The following is an 18,898-nucleotide window of genomic DNA, read 5'->3' on the forward strand; positions in this document are numbered from 1 at the left end:
ACGCCATCCACGCAACTACCTGGCCTTTCTCGGCCTTGCCGCAGCCCTGTGCTGCTACAAGCGACTGGTCCGCCTCACCACATAGGACACCGTCTTAGTCTCCCTGCTGTACAAGGCTGTCGACCGAAGGCGGGGTACGAGGAAGGCGCGCCATGACAGAGTCCGGGGCCCCCAAGCGCCGACGGTGGCTGCTCGTGCTGGTCTTCGCCCTGGTCGTGTACGTCATCGTGCGCGCGGCCCACACCCCGCAGGGCGATCCACCACCTCACGGGAAGGCGTCCGCCTCCCCATCGACCCCGTCGGCTGGCTCCACCGCCCCGTCCCTGTCGTCGGCGACCTCGTCGTACGACCCCGCCGACTACGCCGCCTCGGTCCGTACCCGGGCCCGACAGGCCGGTGTCAGCGCCCAGTTGGTGATGGCGATCCTCTACAACGAGGCGTACAAGCCACATGACCCGTCGTTCGAACGGGCCTGGCAGAAGTACAAGCCGGATGCGGCCTTCGGCATCGCCAACATGCACCGCGCCACCTTCGACGAGGTCAAGAAGGGCCGGGACTTCGCAGGCCGCCGCTGGGAGGAACTGCCGGACGACCGTGACCTCGCCGTCGAAGCCGAAGCCTGGTATCTGCACGACCTGTCGGTCCAGCTGCCGGCCCACTGGACCGCCCCCTACAAGAGGAACGACCTGCTGGCCCTCGGGTACAACACCGGCGCGGGCAACATGCTCGCCTTCGCCCGCGGCGCGACCCCGGACAGCCAGGCCCGCTCGTACCTGGACCGGCTGCATGCGAACTGGGCCGAGGCGGGAAAGGCGGTAGAGGCATCCTGAGGCTCCTGGCTTGCGGAGTTGCGCAATAATCGAAGTTCAGCGGGGGGCCCGCCCCCGGTATCGGGGGAAGGAAGGGCGTGCATGCCGCGCGGGGACTACAGGCGAGTGCGTGAGGCGAACCTGCGGCTGGGCGCTGCCGTGGCCGAGGTCGAGGGACTCTATTCGGCGTTATTGAGGGCGAGTTCTTCCGAACGCCGCCGAAGGCTGCAGACGGAACTGGCGCGGGCTGCCGGCCGTCTCGCCGATCTGGCGGCTTCGCCACCGCACGCCCGCTCCTCGTCCGTTGGTGTGCGGCGGTCACGGTGGGGACGCAGACGGGCACTGGCCGAGCGTGGCGCCGCGTGGATCACAGCGCGGTTCGGACAGAACCCGCGCTGAACTCGGCCTTCAACGCAGCTGGTCGAACGTCCCAGGGTTCCTGGCTCGGGACGGTGCCTTGTCCGGCGCCCGGCAGCTGGTACAGGCGCTGTGCGCCCGGCTCCTGGGCGATCGAACTAGTTGCTTGCTTGCGTAATGCAGCAAGGGTCTGTCGAGAATGGGCCCATGACCACCCATGACAACCCGCACCCTGGCCCCGAGCACTGGACCGAGCTCCTGCACATCCGCCTGGAACGGATCGAGGGCCTGCTCGCTCCGGCCGAGCAGACACCCGAGTCCCAGCGTCCCGCATGGCAGCGGCACACCCGGGGCGAGCAGCGCTGGGCGGTGATGGCCGCGCTGCTGGTTGCCGTCTGGGTGCAGTGGATGCTGCCGGAACGACTCAGCATCCACCCACACTGGCTGCTGCCCGCCCTTGAACTGGGCATGATGGCGGCGCTGTGGGTGGCTCATCCGCACCGGCGGATCGAGTACCACTCTCGTCTGCTGCGCGCACTGGGCCTGCTGCTGGCCGCCGCGGTCAGTCTCGCCAACGGCTGGTCCGCCGTCATCCTGGTACGCGACCTGCTGCACGGCACCGAGGGCTCCAACGCCGCGGCTCTGCTGACGACCGGCGGCGGCATCTGGCTGACCAACATCATCGCCTTCAGCCTCTGGTACTGGGAGTGGGACCGGGGCGGACCGGTGGCCCGCGCCCTGGGCACGCACCAGCACCCGGACTTCCTTTTCCCTCAGATGCAGCAAGAGGGCATCGCCCCCGACGACTGGGAACCGCAGTACATGGACTACCTCTATGTGGCCCTCACCAACGCCACGGCTTTCAGCCCCACCGACACCATGCCGCTGTCCCGCTGGGCGAAACTGCTGATGTCCGCCCAGTCCACGATCTCGCTGCTGACCCTGGCGCTGGTCATCGCGCGCGCGGTCGGGGTCCTGCAGTGACCCCGGCAGATTGAGCCACGGCACGTGCCATCAGGCGCTCGTCTGGCATTACTCGCCGTCCGGCATGGTTCCTTCGCGGTTGTCGAGCAGGTGGGTCAGACCCAGTCGCTCGAATGTGTTGCGGGCCTGGGCGCTTGCGTGGGTGACGATCACCTTGGTGCCGTGTTGTTGGGCGGCACGCAGCACGGGGAGGAACGCCTTGCCGCCCTCTCTGTCAAGGAAGGTGACCCGTTGGAGGTCGATCTCCAGAGTGCGGGGAGTCGGGCGGAGGGTATTGCGCAGGTTGTCGGCGACACGGCCGGCGTTCTTGGATGTGATCTCTCCAGAGAGTCGGACGACGGCGTGAGCCGGGTCCTGGGCGACATGGTGTGTGCGTCGCTTGCGTCGATGCAGCAGGCGCAGCACACGGTGGCGTGCGGCTTCTCGAAGCCCGCGGATGTGCGGCTTGGGGGTGGGGGATTCCGGCATCGGGACTCCAGATCAACGGCAGTGGGAGGACCCCCAGTCCTTTAACAGTTGCGCAATCGGGGAACTAATAAACTCAATCCTTCGGTTGTACGTCGATGTGGTCGATCCGCAGAGGTTGTGGACGGTGACGCTCTGATGCGCGGGGGACAGATGCAGGGACCTGAATCTTCTGAGGCCGAGATCGACGTGACGTTCGGGCGCGTCTTGGACGAGGCCCTGAAGTCGCAGCAGGTCACGGAGGCGCTGGGGCGCTCCGGCGCGGTTCTCAACCGTGAGCAGCTGCGTACTCGGGCGCTCCAGGCGCGGGCCGAGATCGCCGGCGCCGCAGCCATCGAGTACCGGACGTTCCTCCAAGCCAGGGCAGTGGCGGCCGCGACGAGTGGGCAGCAGGATGCGAGCGGTGCCCAGGGGGCCGAGGCCCAAGGCAGTGGCGGGCTGCTTCCGGTGCTGGCGGTGCTCGTGCCCAGTCTGGCGGCCGTTTCGGCGGCTGTCTTCCTCGTGATCGGGTACGGCCTGCGGGTGTTCGGAGGGCGCCCCTACATCAGCGGCGGACTGATCACTGCCGGGCTGATCGCCGCCGCTGTGACCGCAGGCGGGCTGATCGGGGACTTCATCTACGTGCTCGTGGCGGCGGCACGCAATCGATCGGACGGTCAGAGGGGTGCGCTGGACGGTACAGCGCCGGAGCTGACAAGGGCGCGGAAAGAGTGGGAACTGGCTCTGCTTGAGCGTGGTGTCGTGCCGTTCCTGCTGGGGCGCCTGGAGGAAGCAGGCGGCGCGGAACGGGGAAGTCGCCAGGTCGCTGATCCGAGCCGCCATCTCTGACAGACCGACTGACAGTGGTCTACGTGCCGCTCTGAACCCGCAGGATGATCCGGTCCGTGTCGTACAGGACCCATCGCGGAGTCGCCACGCCTGACAGCCGCAGTCGGCAGGCGGTGACGCCTTCGGGGCTCGTCCACCATCCGGTGACGGATCCCGGCCACGGCCACCCGGCCTCGTCGTACACCTCGACCGGCTGATACGCGCCCCGCGCCTCGTCATGCGGCGGCAGGGGACATCCTCGCGCCAGTTCCTCGAGCACGCCTTCCGCGGTAGTCGTCTCCCGCACGGCCCCGGTCCTCCCCCATCGCCTCAATAGACGGTTCCATCATTGCGCAAGCGATGATGTGTTCGCTAAGAGTGGCGAGATGAACACTTGTGGCGATGAGTGGTTTCAGGCGTCGGAGTCGGGCTGGCTGCGGGCAGCGGCGTATGCCTGGGCGGGGGTCATGCTGACGCCGTTGAGGGAGACGGTCCTGTAGGGACTGACCTGGGCGCAGCTCTTGGACTGGTCGGCTGTCTGGGCGTGGGCGTTGGAGACCGCGGCGTGGGTGTCGGCGGGGGCGGGGGAGGAAGTGCCTGCACTGCCGCTGTTGCTGGGGTAGCTGGTGCCACTCGGCCAGTCGCTGCCGATGACCAGCGACAAGCCGCTGCCGCTGCCCTGCTTGAGGTGCGAGGAGGGCAGGCCCAGGGCACTGGCCACCGCCTGGGCTTCCGGCTTCTGCCCGGTGCCGTAGGTGAGGGTGGTGGTGGCCGCGGTGGCAGGGGCGTTGGCCGTGGTGGTGTCCTGGCTGAAGCCCTTGTCCGTCAGGGCGCCGGCCAGCTCGGAGGCACGGCCGCCGACGGTGGTGCCGTTCTCGATGGTCACGGCGATCTGGGAGGGGTCGACGGCCTGGGCGGTGGGGGAGGCCGCTGCGGACTTCTTGCCCGAACCGGTCGTCAACGACTGGTCGTTGGCGATGCTCGCGAACAGCGACTTCGCTCCCGCACCCGGGACGACCCGGTCCTTGTTGTTCGGATCGGGGGCGGTCTGCATGGTGGCGAACGTGATCCGCTTGGAGGGAACCTTGTCCAAGTCGGAGGCCAGCCCCACCAGCTTGCTGACGCTGCCCAGGCCGTCATCGACGGTGAGGGCCTTGGTCGCGGCATCGGCGAGGTCGTAGACCTTCGTGGGGTCGGTGAGGGTGCCGGCACTCTTGAACTTGCGGATCATCGCGCCGAGGAACAGGTGCTGGGAGACGGTACGGCCGAGGTCGCTGCCGTCGCCGAAGCCGTGCCGGGAGCGGACGAACTCCAGGGCCGCGACGCCCTTGAGGGTATGGTCGCCCTTGGACAGTTTCAGGTGCGAGTAGGTGTCGTAGACGTTGTCGCTGACGCACACGTCGACGCCGCCGACCGCGTCGGACATGCTGACTACGCCGGAGAAGTCGAGCTTGACGAAGTGGTCGATGGGGATGCCGGTGAGCTGGTGGATGGTGGCCACCTGGCAGGCCGGGCCGTATGAGAGAGCGCTGTTGATCTGGCCGTAGTAGCCGGACGTGGACTGCTTCGACGTGGGGTCGGTGCAGGCCGGCACGTTGGTCATGGTGTCGCGAGGGATGCTCATCACGGTGGCGTTGGAGCGGTCGGCGGCTATGTGGACGACCATCTCCACGTCGGCGTTGCCGTTGCCGGTCTGCACGCCGGTCTTGGAGCAGCCGCCGCCGAGCGCGCAGTCGGCGGCGCTGGTGCGGCCGTCCGATCCCATCACCAGGATGTTGATCGGCGTGCGGCCGAAGGCGTCCGCCTTTTCGCTGCCGCCCTTGCCGTCGAGCGCGATGCTGTTGATGTTGCCGTTCAGGTGCTCGTAGAACCACCAGCCGGCGCCGGCCGTCACCAGGACCAGGACGGCCAGGCATGTCCCGGCGATCCGCAGGACCCGCCTGCCCCGGCGCGTCGGCCGGACGCGGCGGCGTGAGTTTCCACGGCCGGAGGACCGGGACGCGGCCCGTGCCGCCGCCCGGCCGCCGGGCGGGCGCCCGTCTGCGGGCTTGTCGGTGCGCTGGCGGGGCACCTGGGCGGTGCGGTGGCGTGTGGCGCGGCCGGTGGAGCCGTCCCGCAGGTCACTCATGTCACACTCCCAGGAACGGTCGGGCCCAGCAGACCCTCGCGGGGTGCGGCCAGTGTTCTGCGGCCGGCCCGTCGGATGAAGTGGGGTTGCACCTCGATTGCGTGGTTGCGCAATCTAGCAAACATCCGTGCCGCTCCTCACCTGGCCGGTCTCGGCTCACAGGTGCCGGATCCGTTGTGTGCCCGCGTGGTCACGTCGCGTGTCGCAACGCCAGGCTCGGCACCCTTCCGGGTTCGGCCTCTGGGGACAACGTGATACGTGGCGTCGAAGGTTCCGCCTCACTCATGCCCTGCGGGTGAGATTCGCCTCGGCAAGCTGGTCGTCACTGGGTTCCGTACGAGAGGTCGGAGCAGGGGGAGTCGTCCGCGGAGCGGGTGTTCGAGGTCACCGGCGTGTGCGGGGGTGAGGCCGGGCTGGCGGAGGCGGCGTAGGTCTGCCCCAGGATCACGGTGATGCCTCCTCCGGTGAGAGCTTGCAGTTGGGCGCCGGGAAAGAGCCGAGCGACTTGCTTTGCCTGGGTCCTGAGGGGCGGGGCGTACTGGATGAGCGTGACGGTCTGGCCCCGGCGGGTGGTGTTGCCGGTGCCGGCAACGGCGAAGCCATGGCGGGTCAGTGTGCGCGCCGCGGTGGAGGCGAGTCCGCTGGTGTGGGTGGCGTTGTAGACCACCACGGTGATCCCGTTTCCCGAGACCACCGGCTCAGCGCTCGGCGGGTGGCTGGTTGCCCGGCTTTCGGGCCCGGCCATGCCGGTGTTCCTGTCATCAATGGGGCGGTCGGCCTGCAGTGCCGCCCACAACTTGTCGGCGTCCGGATGGACAAGGGCGACGCGGGCGCGGTCGTAGCGCCACGGGACGGTGACGAACTTGGTGTTGTGCAGGTCGATGTCCCTCAGCGACATGACGAAAGAGATCAGCTTGTCCGCCGTTCCCAGACCGGAGTCGACGGTCAGCGACTTGGTGGCGGCTTCCGCCAGGGGCAGCAGGTTGGCCGGAGTGAGCCCGGCGCTCTTCACCTTCTTGATCAGGCCGGCCACGAACGCCTGCTGCCGCTTGATGCGCCCGATGTCGGATCCGTCCCCGATGCCGTGCCGCATCCGCACGTAGTCCAGGGCTTGTTTCCCGGACAGTGTCTGCTCGCCCTTGTGGAGGAGAAGCCGGCCGCGGGTGGCGCGGCCCGGGCTGAGATCCTTCTGGTAGATGTCCTGCGGCACGCACGCGGGCACCCCGCCGACCGCCTCAGTCATCTGTGCGAAGCCTTTGAAGTCGATGACGATCGTGTGGTCCACGCGCAACCCGGTGAGCTGTTCGACGGTGTTCTGGGTGCAGGCGGGGTTGCCCCTCGCGGTCTCGCCGACGGAATAGGCCGCGTTGAACATGGCGTTGGCCCGTGCCTGCGTCCAGGATCCGTCCGGGAGTTGGCAGGGCGGGATCGTGACCAGCGCATCACGGGGGATCGACACGGCGAGGGCGTGCCGGTGGTCGGCATAGATGTGCAGGAGGAGCGCAGTGTCGGAGCGGCCGACGTCGTGCTTGCTCCCGCCGCCCAGCGCGTTGTTGCCGTTGACGCGTCCGTCGGAGCCGATGACGAGGACGTTCTCCCCTCTGCCCGTCGCTCTGGGACGGTTGCTGGAGAGGCCGTCACTGTCGAAGGTCTTGATGCTCCCGTTCAGGGTCACATGGATCCAGCCGAGCCCCGCAGTGACCAGGATCAGCAGAGAGAGGCCGCTCATGGCCAGCCTCCGCAGCGGGCTGTCACGCCTGCGCTTGCGTACGGGAGTCCGTGAGCGCCTGCGGTGGGTCGGAGGAGGCGCGGTTACGCGGTGGCCGTGCTGCCGCCGCGCCGGTGCCTGGTGGCTGATGGGCATGCGCGGGCCCCTCCTGCGCCGGGTTCTTGGTAAGCCATGTGCGGAAGGTATGGCTCATATCGCCCCGAAGTTCCACATTTGCGCAATATAGCAACCAATAGGGGCGGTGGGGCGCTTCGGCTCCGTGCATATCTAGAGCACGGCGAATTCCGCCGGCTCACCGCGCCTTCCGGCGTGCGGTCGCGTTCGGTCCGGGTGTCCGATGGCGCCCGCACTGAGTGGGCACGCGGGTCTCGTCCGCTGCCGCCGGGAGGGCCGGCGGCAGATCTACCACATCGATGACCCCCGCCGTCGCCCTCGTCATCCAGCTGATGTCCGGCCAGCTCGTCGGACCATCCCAGCCTGGAAGAAGGCGGTGAGACGCCGATTCCCGATGTGGCCTGCATTTTGCCCGCGTGTAGTAGCTTCTGCCTGCCAGAGTCGCTGTGACCGGTGCCTGCGGCTCCGGCCTCGCGTGCATGTCGAGTCAAAGGCCAGTCAATGTCCGTTCTGACCTATCCCGAAGCCGTGGGCGTCGGCCTGCTGCAAGGCGTCACCGAGCTGTTCCCCGTCTCCAGCCTGGGGCACAGCATCCTGATACCAGCTCTCCTGGGCGGGCACTGGAAGCACGATCTGGACGTCTCCGCCGACGGGTCCCTCTACCTCAATGAGCTTGTCGGTCTCCATCTGGCCACGGCGCTCGCGCTGGTCGTCTACTTCTGGCGCGACTGGGTCCGCGTCATCCGGGGCCTCGCGACGTCCATCACGCAGCGCCGGATCGAGACTGTTGACCAGCGGCTCGCCTGGCTGATCGTCACCGCGTGTGTCCCGGTCGCGGTCGCCGGTGTCGCGCTCGACAAGGTGTTCCGTACGACGCTCGGCAAGCCCGTCCCGACGGCGATCTTCCTGGCGCTCAACGGCATCGTCCTCTTTGTCACAGAGCAGCTGCGGCGCGGTGGGACCGGCCGCAGGCGGGCCGGGGCCGCAGTCGCCCCAGGCGAGGAGCATCTGTCGGAGGAGGAGCAGTCGGATCTGCGGATCACCCGGATGACCATCCGCCAGGCCGTGACGATCGGCGCCGCCCAGATCCTCGCCCTCTTCCCCGGCATCAGCCGCTCGGGCTCGACCATCAGCGCGGGCATCTTCAAGGGCCTGGGCCACGAGGACTCCGCGCGCTTCGCGTTCCTGCTCGCCACGCCGGTGATCGGCGGAGCCGCGCTGCTGAAGCTGCCGCCGCTGCTCGGTTCGCAGGGCGACGGCCTGCGCGGTCCGCTGCTGGCGGGAAGCGTGGCCGCGTTCGTGGCGGCTTACCTCGCCACGCGCTTCCTCGTCCGCTACTTCGAGAACCGCACCCTCATCCCGTTCGCCATCTACTGCTCCGTGGCCGGACTCGGCAGCCTCGCCTACTTCACGCTCGCGTAACCGCGTAACCGCCTCGTCAACCACCCGAACCGTACGACAGGTTGGAGCACAGGTCGTCGTCCGCCGAGCGGGCGTCAGCCGTCACCGAGCTGGGCACGGCGGTCGGGGTCGTCGGGGCGGAAGAACCCGCTGCGGCGTAAGAGCTGCCCAGGACCACGTTGATGCTCGATCCGCCGATGAAATCGAGCCGGGCGCCGGGAAAGAGCCGGGCCACCGACTCGGCTTGTGACTTCAGGTAGGCGCCGTACTCGATGACGGTGGTGGAGTCGTCCTGGCTGCCCGACGTCGCGGTGCCGGTGATAGTGAAACCGTGCTCCGTGAGTGACGAGACGGCCTTGGACGTGAGGCTGTCGATGGTGGTGCCGTTGTAGACGGCGACGCTGATACCAGTGCCCGACACGTTCCCGGTGGCGCTGGGCGATGCGGATGCGTGGTCCTGGGCCTGCTTCCTTCCGTCGGCGTCCTTGCCGTCGATGGTGCGGTCCGCCTTGAGTGCCGCCCACAGATCGGAGGCATCCGGCTCGACGACGGCGACACGTTCGCCGGCGTACCGCCAGGGGAGGGTGACGAACTTCGTGTTGTGCAGGTCGATGTCCTTCAGCGACATGGCGAAGGAGAGCAGTTTGTTCGCCGTGCCCAGTCCGGGGTCGACCGTGAGTGACTTCGTGGCGGCGTCGGCCAGCGGCAGCAGGTTGGTGGGGGTGATCCCGTCGCTCTTGACCTTCTTGACGAGGCTGGAGAGGAAGGCTTGCTGCCGTTTGATCCGCCCTATGTCGGAGCCGTCACCGAGACCGTGCCGTATGCGGACGTAGTCCAGGGCCTGCTGTCCGGAGACCGTCTGCTCGCCCTTCTTGAACAGCAGGCTGCCCCGCGTGGCGCGGTTGGGGTCGAGGTCCTTCTCGTAGACGTCCTGCGGCAGGCAGACCTGCACCCCGCCGACCGCGCTGGTCAGTGCGGCGAAGCCCTTGAAGTCCACGACCACGGTGTGGTCGACACGCAGGCCGGTGAGCTGTTCGACGGTGTTCTGGGTGCAGGCCGGATCGCCCTTGTCCGTCTGCCCGACGGAGAACGCCGAGTTGAACATGGCGTCGGTCTGCGTCTTCGTCCAGGAGCCGTCCGGCAGTCTGCACGGCGGGATGGTCACCAGGGTGTCGCGCGGGATGGAGACGGCGAGGGCGTGCCGGTGGTCGGCGTAGATGTGCAGCAGGATCGCGGTATCGGAACGGCCGATATCGTTCGTATCGCCGCCGCCGAGTGAGCTGTTGCCGTCGTTGCGCGCATCTGTTCCGATGACCAGTACGTTCTCGCTCCTGGACGGGCCGGCCGCGGGGCGGTGCCTGGACAAGCCGCCCGCGTCGAAGGTGTGGATGCTGCTGTTCAGCTTCAGGTAGATCCAGCCCAGGCCCACCGCGCCGATCACCACGACGACCAGCGCGATGAGCAGCATTATTCGCCACGGGCCGCGCTTGCGGCCCCGCGCTGTCCTGCCATCCCTGGTCGTGGTCATCCGGGCGCCCCCATCCGTCCGCTTCATACAAAGAGGACGACTGGCTCTACCCAATGGTTGTACAGTTGCGCAACGTGGCAATTATGACAGAGGGTATGCTGCGCTGCCCGGTCTGCGCCGCCGCCCGGAGAAGGAGCTGTTCGGCGAAGAGATGGGGGTCGGATGCTTGGTAACGGGCTGGAACCCTGGCAGCTGCTGATCGTGGCCATCGTCATCATCCTGGTGTTCGGTTCCAAGAAGCTGCCCGACACGAACCGAGGGCTGGGCAGGTCGATGCGCATCCTCAAGCCCGAGGCCAAGACCCCGGAGGGCGAGGGCGCCACGCGGTCCACCAGCGCTTCAATCGAGGATACGACGCCGCCCTCGACCAAGCCCGTCGACCGCGTCCTGAGGGCTGTTCCCAACGACACAAGCGCAGCGCGTCCGGCCACCGACAGGCGCAGAGCGCGCTGAGCCCCTCGTCGTCGGCTCGTCAGGTGCTGATCGCACGAGGACGTCACCCACAGCGGCTCGCTCAGCACCCAGAAGCCGCGCCACGCGGCCCATACGGGCTGCTGGACGGAACGGCTGCTTCGCAGTCGCCGCTCAGGTGGCGTCAGGATCGAACGCCGTGCACGTGTCCGGTCCGGCCGCTGCCTCCTTCGACAAGGGCGTCCGACCCCCGGTCGTCGGCGCCGCGTTCTCTTCGGCCCTCGCCGCACCGCGCACCGCGTCGGCGACTTCCGACAGCTCCGCCCTCGGGTCCAGCGCGCCACGGATCTCGTCCATCCCGAGGCCCTCGCCATCGAGAACATGCTTGCGGATGAACGTCTTGGGATGCAGATCCTCGAACTCGAAGTCCTTGAACTGCGGACCAAGTTCAGAGCGGACCTCCTGCTTGGCGCTCTCGGAGAACTCCCGCACCTTACGCACGAACCCGACCACGTTCTGGATGATCTCCGGCAGCTTGTCCGGGCCGAAGAGCAGTACCACCAGGATCCCCAGCGTCAGGAGATCCAAGGCGCTGATGTTGGGGAACATCCGATGCCCTCGCCTCGCCCGGCCCGCCCCATGCGGCACCCACGCCGGAAATACTTTAGGTGTTGCGCAACCATAGGAACTATGGCAGGGCACCCTTCGTTGCATCTGGTGACCGTAAGGGCAGCCCAGAACTGAGGGGACGAGTCGTGGGTATTTCCCTGGCCAAGGGCGGCAACGTGTCGCTGAGCAAGGAAGCGCCGGGCCTCACCGCGGTGGAGATCGGTCTGGGGTGGGACGTCCGTACCACCACGGGCGCGGACTACGACCTGGACGCCTCCGCGCTGCTGCTGAACGCGTCCGGCAAGGTGGCCACCGACCAGCACTTCATCTTCTACAACAACCTCCGCAGCCCCGACGGCTCGGTCGAACACACTGGCGACAACCTCACCGGTGAGGGCGAGGGCGACGACGAGGTGATCAAGGTCAACCTCGCCGCCGTACCCGCCGACGTGGACAGGATCGTCTTCCCGGTCTCCATCCACGAGGCGGACACACGCGGGCAGAGCTTCGGCCAGGTGGGCAACGCCTACATCAGGGTGGTCAACCAGGCGGGCGGCCAGGAGATCGCCCGCTACGACCTGTCCGAGGACGCCTCCACCGAAACCGCGATGGTCTTCGGCGAGCTGTACCGGTACGGCGGGGAATGGAAGTTCCGGGCGGTCGGCCAGGGCTACGCCTCGGGCCTGCGCGGGATCGCGGCCGACTTCGGGGTCAACGTCTGAGAAGAGGGAATCGCCAGGGATGCGCTGCCCAGCGCGGCCCTGGTGGCCACCTTCGGGCAAACCCCTCACGACGCTGCGGCCGATCGCTGCGACTCCGGTCGGTCCGCCGGCCCGCTCGTCCTGTGGCGGTCCAGGCACGCGGTTCCCCACAGGACGACAGCCGCACCGATACCAACGATCGTTCGGGCGGCGGCGGCCGATCTCGCGGCGAGATCGACGGCGCAGCCTGCCACCCCGACAGCGACCATCAAAGCACCGGTCAGGTGAAACCGCGGCTGTCGGAAGAGCACGGCAAGCGGCAGGAAGTGCAGGCCGACGACGAGGGCGATCAGGCCCGGGATGAGCCTGGGAACGCCGCTCATCACAGCGATGGCAGTCACCACACTGATGACTGTCCACTGCAACACATTGATCCCGGCGAAGCGGCGGCGCACCTCGTCGGGAAGCGGACCACCACCCGGGCGACGCAGGCCACGTCCCGTGCGCCAGACACCCGCCGCGACGGCACCACACGCCAGAGCCGCCACCGGCAGCAGCGACCCGCCCGGGGCACTCGCGCCCGCAAGCCACCACGCCAGGCCGAACACGGTCAGGAAGGCAAGGCCGGCCCGATCCATCGAAGGCTCCCCCCGATTCTTATGGTCGGCGCACCACTCAAGCGGGAGCGCACCCATACCTCCCGCGGCAGTACGAGGCTCCGGAGGTCGCTCGGTGGCTCCGACGTGTCTCGGACCCTTTCGCTAGCGCGGGGAGGGCTCCCTCCCTGTCGACGACAGTGCCGGAGACAATGCGGTCGGCTCATCTCCTTCAACGAGTCGGCGCCGCCAAGCGGTCGGCCCTCGTGACGCCTATCCTGATCAAGGCGCTCCGGTGGACACATGACCACCACCGACGGCGCAGGCGGCCTGACCGTGAACGGCCGTACAGGGGGAAGGGTGATGATGGGCTCGTACTGGTGGGTGCTGATCGTCTTCGGGACGGGTGGCTTCGGGTGGGCCGCCGACACCGTTCGTACCGCGTTGAAGAACCGGCATGAGCGGAAGCTGGAACTGATGGAAGTCGCGAAGCAGGAGCGTCTCGCACTCGAAGCGGCCCACCGGACGCCGGAACCCGTGTGTGGGTGTACACACCACCTGGCCAAGCACGACAAACAGGGCCGGTGCCACGAACGCGTGGAGATCCCCACGGCCTGGGACGAGAACAAGAAGCCGTTGCGCTACGAGGCCGGGCAGTGCAACTGCCAGCAGTACGTCGGCCCGCAGCCGTTGTCGCAGGTGTATGCGGAGGAGCTGACGGATCGGGCCTGAGCCTGGGTACGCGGAGGCGTTCCGGACGCTCGAGGCCGAGTTCGCGGACGTGGGCTTTGGCGGAACTCCCTGCTACGCCTGCATGGGCCGCTGGACCTTGATCGACTGCAGTAGTCCGACGGCCACCCACACCGAGAACATCGACGAACCGCCGTAGGAGACGAACGGCAGCGGAATGCCCGCCACCGGCATGATGCCGAGCGACATGCCGATGTTTTCGAAGGACTGGAAGGAGAACCAGGCGACGATGCCCGCGGCGACTATCGTGCTGTACAGCTCGGTCGTCTCACGGGCGATACGGCAGGCACGCCACAGGACGACGCCGATCAGAAAAATGATGAAACCGGCGCCCACGAAGCCCAGCTCCTCGCCGGCGACCGTGAACACGAAGTCCGTCTGCTGTTCCGGAACGAACTGCCCGGTGGTCTGCGCGCCGTGGAACAATCCCTCACCCGTCAGGCCACCCGAGCCGATGGCGATGCGAGCCTGGTTGGTGTTGTAGCCGACTCCGGAGGGGTCCAGGTTGGGGTCGGCGAAGGCCGCGAAGCGGTTGATCTGGTACTGGTCCAGGATGTGCAGCTGCCACACGGCGATGGAACCGAGGATGCCGACGGTGAGCAGGCCGAAGATCCAGCGGTTGGAGGCACCCGAGGCGAGGAGCACGCCCAGGATCGTGACCGTCATGACCATCGTCGAACCGAGGTCGGGCATCATCAGAACGACCATGATCGGCACGGCGGCCAGGCCCAGGGCCTGGATCACGGCACGGCTGTCGGGATACTTCTTGTCACCCGCGTCGACCTGGGCCGCGAGCAGCATCGCCATGCTCAGGATGATCGTGACCTTCACGAACTCGGACGGCTGGAGGGAGAAGCCGCCCCCCAGCACGATCCAGTTGCGGTTGCCGTTGATCGTGGCACCGAGCGGCGTGAGTACCAGCAGCACCCCGAAGACGGAGAGGCCGTAGAGCATCGGCACCGCATTGCGCAGGGCGCGGTGACCCAGCCAGATCGCGCCGATCATCAGGACGAACCCGATGCCGAGGTTCATCAGGTGCCGGACGAGGAAGAAGTGCGGGTCGCCCTGGTTGATCGCGGTGCGGTTGCGGGTCGCCGAGTAGACCAGCAGCGAGCCGATGAGTGAGAGAGCAAGGGCGGCCAGCAGTATCGGCCAGTCCAGCCGGCGGACCAGTGAGTCGCGGGCGAAGAGCCGGATCCACCTGGGACGCTCGGGGCCGTAGCCTGAGACGGAGAAGCTCTTCACGCTGGTCATGTCGGCATCCTCCGGCCAACCGGGCAGTGCGCCCGCAGATATCGCGCACGGACCATCAGCAGCCCGATGCGTCCGTCCATCCCGTCGAAGATGAGAAGTGTGGCTGCCGAGATAGTAGCTGCACGATTGCGCAAAGCAGCAACTTATTGCCGCCATCGGACGGGATGACGCCGCGCACGCGGGCGGGCTGGATCCGGCAGCGTGCCTTGATCAGTCCCGCCCGTCCCTGCCGGGGCTTCTCGGAGGGGGGAACGTCTCGATCGGCTGCGCCCGGCAGGGACGGAGACTCAGGGGCTTACCTTGGCGATGGATACGGCGACACCGATCACGAAGCCGCACGAGGCGGAGATCAGCGTGATCAGCAGGGGGCCCGTGTAGCGTGCGAACCAGCTCGCCGCGCGGCCCATCACGGCTTCCACCAGGCCCGCCACGGCCGAGTGATGATCTCCCGGTAGGTGTGGTGCGAGGGGTTGCGGCCCCCGTGCGTGAAGACCCAGCTCTGCGGTTCGGCGAAGTCGACACTGCTCGGCGAGCTCTCGCCGCAGACCGCGCACTGCCTCTCATAGGTGGTGGGTTCGGCGTCGGGCTCCTGGTCGGGCTGGAGGGTCCAATCCTTGTGGCACGTGATCGCTCGGATGCTCACCGACACACCTCCTGCAGGGTGGCAGTGACGTACGGGTGCTGGAGCGCGGAGCGGAGGACTTCTGCGTCGGTGAGGGTGTCGTCGTCGGGCAGCTCGCACCAGCCGCCGAACCAATCGTCGATCTGCTCCAGGCCGGGTGCGACGAGCCATGCGTTAGTGGAGAGATGCCGTACCGGTAGGTTGGCCCAGGTTTCGGCAGTGCCAGTTCCCACGGCGTAGTAGACGCGTTCGTTGGGGCCGTCGTAAAGCACCGGACCGACCGCCGCACCGGTGGCCCGCAGGTGGGCCAGGGCCAGGAAGCCGATGTCCGCAGGGGTTCGTACGAGGTCCCAGCCCTCACCGACTCGGAGCAGGCGCAGCCCAGGCACGTCGGCGACCATGGGCGCATTTCGCAGGGCATCACGAACGGACATCACGTACCCCTTGGCACAGGCGGCTGGTGCCCGCTCCCCGTGATGACGCGGGGGCAGACAACGGCCTGGTGGAGCGGACCACGATCAGACGGGTGCCTGTGGCCGCTATCTGCCGCTCCCGATCGGCGGCCATGCGCTTTGGGCCGAGGTGGCTGAAGGCAGGCACAACGGCGCCATAAATGTCTGGCAGCTCCAGCGCGTCCAGGAGTCCGACGAAGGCGGGCGAACGGACGACCACCGTCGACTCCCGGTCCGTGAACACGCCGCACAGCGCCAGCTCATGCTGCCGACAGTACTCAGTGAGGCAGCCGATCAGCGCCGCGTGGCGGGCGAGGCCGCCGGTGGCATGGCGCAGGTAACCGAAGACCTGGGGGAAGGCGACGGAGCGGCGTTCCGTGATGAGTTCGTCGTCCATGCCCTCAGCGTCGGCCGACGCGAACGGCCTTGAAATGACCTGCTGTTGCGCTTCCGTTGCACTTTCCGCCCCACGCCGTCACAGAGAGTGCTTCGATGCGTGAGGAGGGAGGTCATCCGTGGTCAGCGTGCAGCAATGGACCGGCCGGGAAGCAAGCGCCCTGCGGGCCGCGCTGCGCATGAGCACGCGCGCCTTCGCCGAACATCTCGGTGTCGCCCTACGCACGGTCGCGAAGTGGGAGAGCCTGGGCGCGGAGACCCAGCCTCGGCCTGACACGCAGGCCATCCTGGACACCGCGCTCGCCCGCGCAGACTCCGCCACCCAGGCCCGGTTCGAGACGCTGCTGTTCCCTCAGCGGAAGAGCGCCCGGCCGGCGGACCACGAGACCTGGACCGAGGACATCGAGCGCGCTGTCGTCTGCATCAGCCGCCAGAACTTCCCGTTCGCCACTGACCTGTTGAACCGCTGGCTGGGACGTCTCGACCCCCGCCAACTGGATGCAAAGGGCTTGTACTTGTACGGCCGGTCCCTGGTGCTTCTCGGTGACCTCCAGCGGGACCAGGGAGCAATCCTCGGCCCGCTCTCCGCCCGGCACTCCTACACCTTGGCCCGCGGCATGTTCACCGAGCTCGACATCCCGCGCCGAGTGGCCCAGATCGATCTTTCCCTCGCCGTCGTCCGCGAGATGTCGGGAGAGCTCGGCGTCTCCGCTCGCCAATACGAACTCCTTGCCGCGGACGAGCGCCTGAGCCCGCGCGACCGAGCCAGAGCGCGGCTGTGGGTGGGTACCGCGTTGAGCAAGGAGGGCAACAACGAGTACGCCACCCAGGTCATGACGGCCGCCACCCGCGCCTTCGAGGACCTGGGCGAGCCGGAGGACTGGTCGGTCGCCCACCAGAAGCTGGCCCTCGCCCACCGCGGTGCCGGCGACTTGAAGCAGGCCCTGCACTACATCGGCATCGCGCGCACCACCGGTACGGTCGACTCCCCGATGCAGCGGGTCCGGCTGGACACCGCCTACGGGCACATCCTTCTGTCGGATACGGCGACCCGGAATGATGGGCTGTCCGTCCTCGATCAGGCGGCGCAGATGGCCCGGCAGTACGGGCTGAGTCACCAGCTGCGCAGCATCGAGGGCATCCGAAAGGGCCAGCAGGGATGAGCCAGGGAGTGCCAGTGCCGGAGCACGAGCAGCGCCAGATCACCAACGAGCAGTTCCACGATGCGATGCTGATCTGGGACTACCACCAGATGGGCCACGAGCAGCGGCCCTGCTCGGCAGCGATCGGCCTGGGAAGTCACGACCTCGGGGTGGCCACCGCAGCCGCCGACCTCTACCGTGCCGGCCTCTTCCCGGTCCTCGTCTTCAGCGGCGGCAACAGCCCCACCACCCGCGCCCGCTTCCCGCGAGGGGAGGCCGTCCACTACCGCGAGCACGCGCTGAGTTTGGGCGTGCCGGACGAGGCGATCCTGGTCGAGCCGAAGGCGGCCAACACGGGCCAGAACATCACCTTTTCCCGCGAGCTGCTGGACGAGGCGGGTGTGGAGGTCGAGTCGCTGCTGCTGATCTCCAAGCCGTACATGGAGCGGCGTTCGTACGCGACCTGCCGCAAGCTGTGGCCTGAGGCGGACGTCGTGTGCGCCTCCGAGCCGCTGGAGCTGGACGACTACATCAAGTCCATCGGCGACGAGAAGCTCGTCGTCGACATGCTCGTGGGCGACCTGCAACGGGTGATCGAGTACCCGAAGCTCGGCTTCGCCGTCGAGCAGGACGTACCGGGGGACGTGTATGACGCGTACGAGCGCCTCCTGGGCGCAGGTTTCGACAGCCGCCTCATCAGCACCTGAGCCACCACGCGGCGGCCCGCCGAGTGGGATCTGTGCGGTTCATCAACCGAACCTGTTCCCACGACTGTCCACGTTGGCGAAGCTGTTCGTCGCCGACCGGTGGATCGTCTTGGACGACGTGCAGTTCGCCCGGCGCGACTACCAACACCGTGCCCGCCTCGTCGCCCTGGACGATCCGACCCGGCAGCAGTGGCTCACACTCCCCACGCGCCTTCCCCGCGGGCGCCCGACGTTGATCAGCCAGGCACGGCTCGTCGACCCCTGCCGCTCGCGCCGGACGGTCCAGCTGCTCGTGCGCCAGTACTACGGCCGCAGCCACCACTGGGATGCCGTACGTGATGTCCTCGACTCGGTGCTGGACAGGCTGGACACCACCGACCACGTGGTTTCCATCGCCAGAGCATCGACGCTCGCCCTGCTCAGTGCGCTCGGCTGGACGGGGCAGGTGCTGTCCAGCAGTGGGATCCCGACCCGTCAAGGCCGATCCGAGCGCCTCGCCGACCTCGCGGTGGCCACTGGCAGCACCCACTATCTCTGCGGCACAGGTGGTATGCGTTACCTCGACTCCGCCCCCTTCGATGCCCACGGCATCCCCGTTGTGCCTTTCCACACCCCTGTGGACACGGATAACCCGCTCTGGCAGTCCGCCCGGCGATCCACCAGCCTCTGGGCCCTGAGCAAGGTGGGCGCCGGGGAACTGGCGAACCAACTGGCTGCACAACGGGAAGCTCACCGCCTTGGAGTCCCCGTGTGACCGAGCCGACCGCTCCGGGCAGGAGGCCGCACCCTGCACTTCGTCGTCTGCGTGAGCGGCGTCGGCAAGCTCATCACGGCCCGCAGACCGCATAAGCCGCGCACGGGGGCGCCCAGGTCGAACGTTGAGCCAAGGGCGCCTCCACGCGGTGGGGTTACCGTCGGCGTCCCGGAGCGGCATCC

Annotated in this window: 22 protein-coding genes; 10 read left to right on the top strand and 12 right to left on the bottom strand. The window is 67.9% G+C overall.

Features of this window, described 5'->3' with window-relative positions:
• Positions 1-152 precede the first annotated feature (152 nt).
• Together ABT288_RS40470 and ABT288_RS40475 are read left to right on the top strand one after the other, a co-directional pair.
• Positions 153-830 carry a lytic transglycosylase domain-containing protein gene (locus tag ABT288_RS40470; RefSeq protein ID WP_351619163.1) on the top strand — a complete coding sequence of 226 codons (678 nt, stop codon included), beginning with the start codon at positions 153-155 and terminating at the stop codon, positions 828-830.
• Between the two features lie 543 nt (positions 831-1,373).
• Entirely contained in the window at positions 1,374-2,150 is a 777-nt protein-coding gene (locus ABT288_RS40475) for a hypothetical protein (protein ID WP_351619165.1), read from the top strand.
• A 48-nt stretch (positions 2,151-2,198) separates the two neighbouring features.
• On the opposite strand, the gene ABT288_RS40480 is transcribed toward ABT288_RS40475, so the two are convergent.
• Entirely contained in the window at positions 2,199-2,618 is a 420-nt protein-coding gene (locus ABT288_RS40480; protein WP_351619167.1) for an STAS domain-containing protein, read from the bottom strand.
• Positions 2,619-2,753: 135 nt separating this feature from the next.
• On the opposite strand from ABT288_RS40480, the gene ABT288_RS40485 reads away from it, so the two are divergent.
• A complete protein-coding gene (locus ABT288_RS40485; RefSeq protein WP_351619169.1) occupies positions 2,754-3,443 on the top strand; it encodes a hypothetical protein in 690 nt (229 codons plus the stop codon).
• A gap of 19 nt (positions 3,444-3,462) precedes the next feature.
• Here ABT288_RS40485 and ABT288_RS40490 read toward each other — a convergent pair whose 3' ends face one another.
• The 3 genes from ABT288_RS40490 to ABT288_RS40500 all read right to left on the bottom strand — a co-directional run bounded on the left by ABT288_RS40490 (position 3,463) and on the right by ABT288_RS40500 (position 7,279).
• The gene (locus ABT288_RS40490) at positions 3,463-3,729 is read right to left on the bottom strand and encodes a hypothetical protein (RefSeq protein WP_351619170.1); all 267 of its coding nucleotides are present in this window, start codon (positions 3,727-3,729) and stop codon (positions 3,463-3,465) included.
• A gap of 105 nt (positions 3,730-3,834) precedes the next feature.
• The gene (locus ABT288_RS40495; protein WP_351619172.1) at positions 3,835-5,550 is read right to left on the bottom strand and encodes an LCP family protein; all 1,716 of its coding nucleotides are present in this window, start codon (positions 5,548-5,550) and stop codon (positions 3,835-3,837) included.
• 322 nt (positions 5,551-5,872) lie between these two features.
• Positions 5,873-7,279 (bottom strand): LCP family protein, encoded by a 1,407-nt coding sequence (locus ABT288_RS40500; protein WP_351619175.1) that lies wholly within the window; start codon positions 7,277-7,279, stop codon positions 5,873-5,875.
• Between the two features lie 615 nt (positions 7,280-7,894).
• Here ABT288_RS40500 and ABT288_RS40505 point away from each other — a divergent pair.
• Positions 7,895-8,815, top strand: a complete 921-nt coding sequence (locus tag ABT288_RS40505; RefSeq protein ID WP_351619177.1) for an undecaprenyl-diphosphate phosphatase — start codon at positions 7,895-7,897, stop codon at positions 8,813-8,815.
• A gap of 16 nt (positions 8,816-8,831) precedes the next feature.
• On the opposite strand, the gene ABT288_RS40510 is transcribed toward ABT288_RS40505, so the two are convergent.
• Positions 8,832-10,349, bottom strand: coding sequence for an LCP family protein (locus ABT288_RS40510; RefSeq protein ID WP_451337257.1), 1,518 nt, complete (start codon positions 10,347-10,349; stop codon positions 8,832-8,834).
• Positions 10,350-10,484: 135 nt separating this feature from the next.
• Here ABT288_RS40510 and ABT288_RS40515 point away from each other — a divergent pair, with 135 nt between their 5' ends.
• The gene (locus tag ABT288_RS40515) at positions 10,485-10,775 is read left to right on the top strand and encodes a Sec-independent protein translocase subunit TatA (RefSeq protein ID WP_351619182.1); all 291 of its coding nucleotides are present in this window, start codon (positions 10,485-10,487) and stop codon (positions 10,773-10,775) included.
• Between the two features lie 132 nt (positions 10,776-10,907).
• Here the strand turns inward: ABT288_RS40515 and ABT288_RS40520 are convergent, their stop codons facing one another.
• Positions 10,908-11,342, bottom strand: a complete 435-nt coding sequence (locus tag ABT288_RS40520; protein ID WP_351619185.1) for a sec-independent translocase — start codon at positions 11,340-11,342, stop codon at positions 10,908-10,910.
• A 146-nt stretch (positions 11,343-11,488) separates the two neighbouring features.
• On the opposite strand from ABT288_RS40520, the gene ABT288_RS40525 reads away from it, so the two are divergent.
• Positions 11,489-12,064, top strand: a complete 576-nt coding sequence (locus ABT288_RS40525; RefSeq protein WP_351619187.1) for a TerD family protein — start codon at positions 11,489-11,491, stop codon at positions 12,062-12,064.
• A 65-nt stretch (positions 12,065-12,129) separates the two neighbouring features.
• Here the strand turns inward: ABT288_RS40525 and ABT288_RS40530 are convergent, their stop codons facing one another.
• Positions 12,130-12,681, bottom strand: coding sequence for a hypothetical protein (locus tag ABT288_RS40530; RefSeq protein WP_351619189.1), 552 nt, complete (start codon positions 12,679-12,681; stop codon positions 12,130-12,132).
• 324 nt (positions 12,682-13,005) lie between these two features.
• On the opposite strand from ABT288_RS40530, the gene ABT288_RS40535 reads away from it, so the two are divergent.
• Positions 13,006-13,371: a hypothetical protein gene (locus ABT288_RS40535; protein ID WP_351619237.1), complete on the top strand. Its 366-nt coding sequence runs from the start codon at positions 13,006-13,008 to the stop codon at positions 13,369-13,371.
• 72 nt (positions 13,372-13,443) lie between these two features.
• On the opposite strand, the gene rodA is transcribed toward ABT288_RS40535, so the two are convergent.
• The 5 genes from rodA to ABT288_RS40560 form a co-directional block, all read right to left on the bottom strand.
• Positions 13,444-14,643 (bottom strand): rod shape-determining protein RodA, encoded by a 1,200-nt coding sequence (gene rodA, locus ABT288_RS40540; RefSeq protein WP_351619192.1) that lies wholly within the window; start codon positions 14,641-14,643, stop codon positions 13,444-13,446.
• 287 nt (positions 14,644-14,930) lie between these two features.
• Positions 14,931-15,074 (bottom strand): hypothetical protein, encoded by a 144-nt coding sequence (locus tag ABT288_RS40545; protein WP_351619195.1) that lies wholly within the window; start codon positions 15,072-15,074, stop codon positions 14,931-14,933.
• Positions 15,050-15,286 (bottom strand): DUF7848 domain-containing protein, encoded by a 237-nt coding sequence (locus ABT288_RS40550; protein ID WP_351619197.1) that lies wholly within the window; start codon positions 15,284-15,286, stop codon positions 15,050-15,052. The genes ABT288_RS40545 and ABT288_RS40550 overlap by 25 nt, the downstream gene beginning before the upstream one ends.
• Complete coding sequence (locus ABT288_RS40555; RefSeq protein WP_351619200.1) at positions 15,283-15,699, bottom strand: hypothetical protein; 417 nt, start codon at positions 15,697-15,699, stop codon at positions 15,283-15,285. Before ABT288_RS40555 ends, ABT288_RS40550 begins: the two co-directional genes overlap by 4 nt.
• Positions 15,686-16,114 carry a hypothetical protein gene (locus tag ABT288_RS40560; RefSeq protein WP_351619203.1) on the bottom strand — a complete coding sequence of 143 codons (429 nt, stop codon included), beginning with the start codon at positions 16,112-16,114 and terminating at the stop codon, positions 15,686-15,688. Before ABT288_RS40560 ends, ABT288_RS40555 begins: the two co-directional genes overlap by 14 nt.
• Before the next feature lie 118 nt (positions 16,115-16,232).
• Here ABT288_RS40560 and ABT288_RS40565 point away from each other — a divergent pair, with 118 nt between their 5' ends.
• Genes ABT288_RS40565 through ABT288_RS40575 form a run of 3 tightly spaced genes read left to right on the top strand, consistent with a single transcriptional unit; the run spans position 16,233 to position 18,716 of the window.
• On the top strand, positions 16,233-17,276 hold the full coding sequence (locus tag ABT288_RS40565) for a helix-turn-helix domain-containing protein (RefSeq protein ID WP_351619206.1): 1,044 nt from the start codon (positions 16,233-16,235) through the stop codon (positions 17,274-17,276).
• On the top strand, positions 17,273-17,962 hold the full coding sequence (locus ABT288_RS40570; protein ID WP_351619209.1) for a YdcF family protein: 690 nt from the start codon (positions 17,273-17,275) through the stop codon (positions 17,960-17,962). The genes ABT288_RS40565 and ABT288_RS40570 overlap by 4 nt, the downstream gene beginning before the upstream one ends.
• Positions 17,904-18,716 carry a WbqC family protein gene (locus ABT288_RS40575; protein WP_451337258.1) on the top strand — a complete coding sequence of 271 codons (813 nt, stop codon included), beginning with the start codon at positions 17,904-17,906 and terminating at the stop codon, positions 18,714-18,716. The genes ABT288_RS40570 and ABT288_RS40575 overlap by 59 nt, the downstream gene beginning before the upstream one ends.
• The last annotated feature ends 182 nt before the right edge of the window (positions 18,717-18,898 follow it).

The organism is Streptomyces sp. NPDC001093 (assembly GCF_040298985.1).
Lineage (GTDB): Bacteria > Actinomycetota > Actinomycetes > Streptomycetales > Streptomycetaceae > Streptomyces.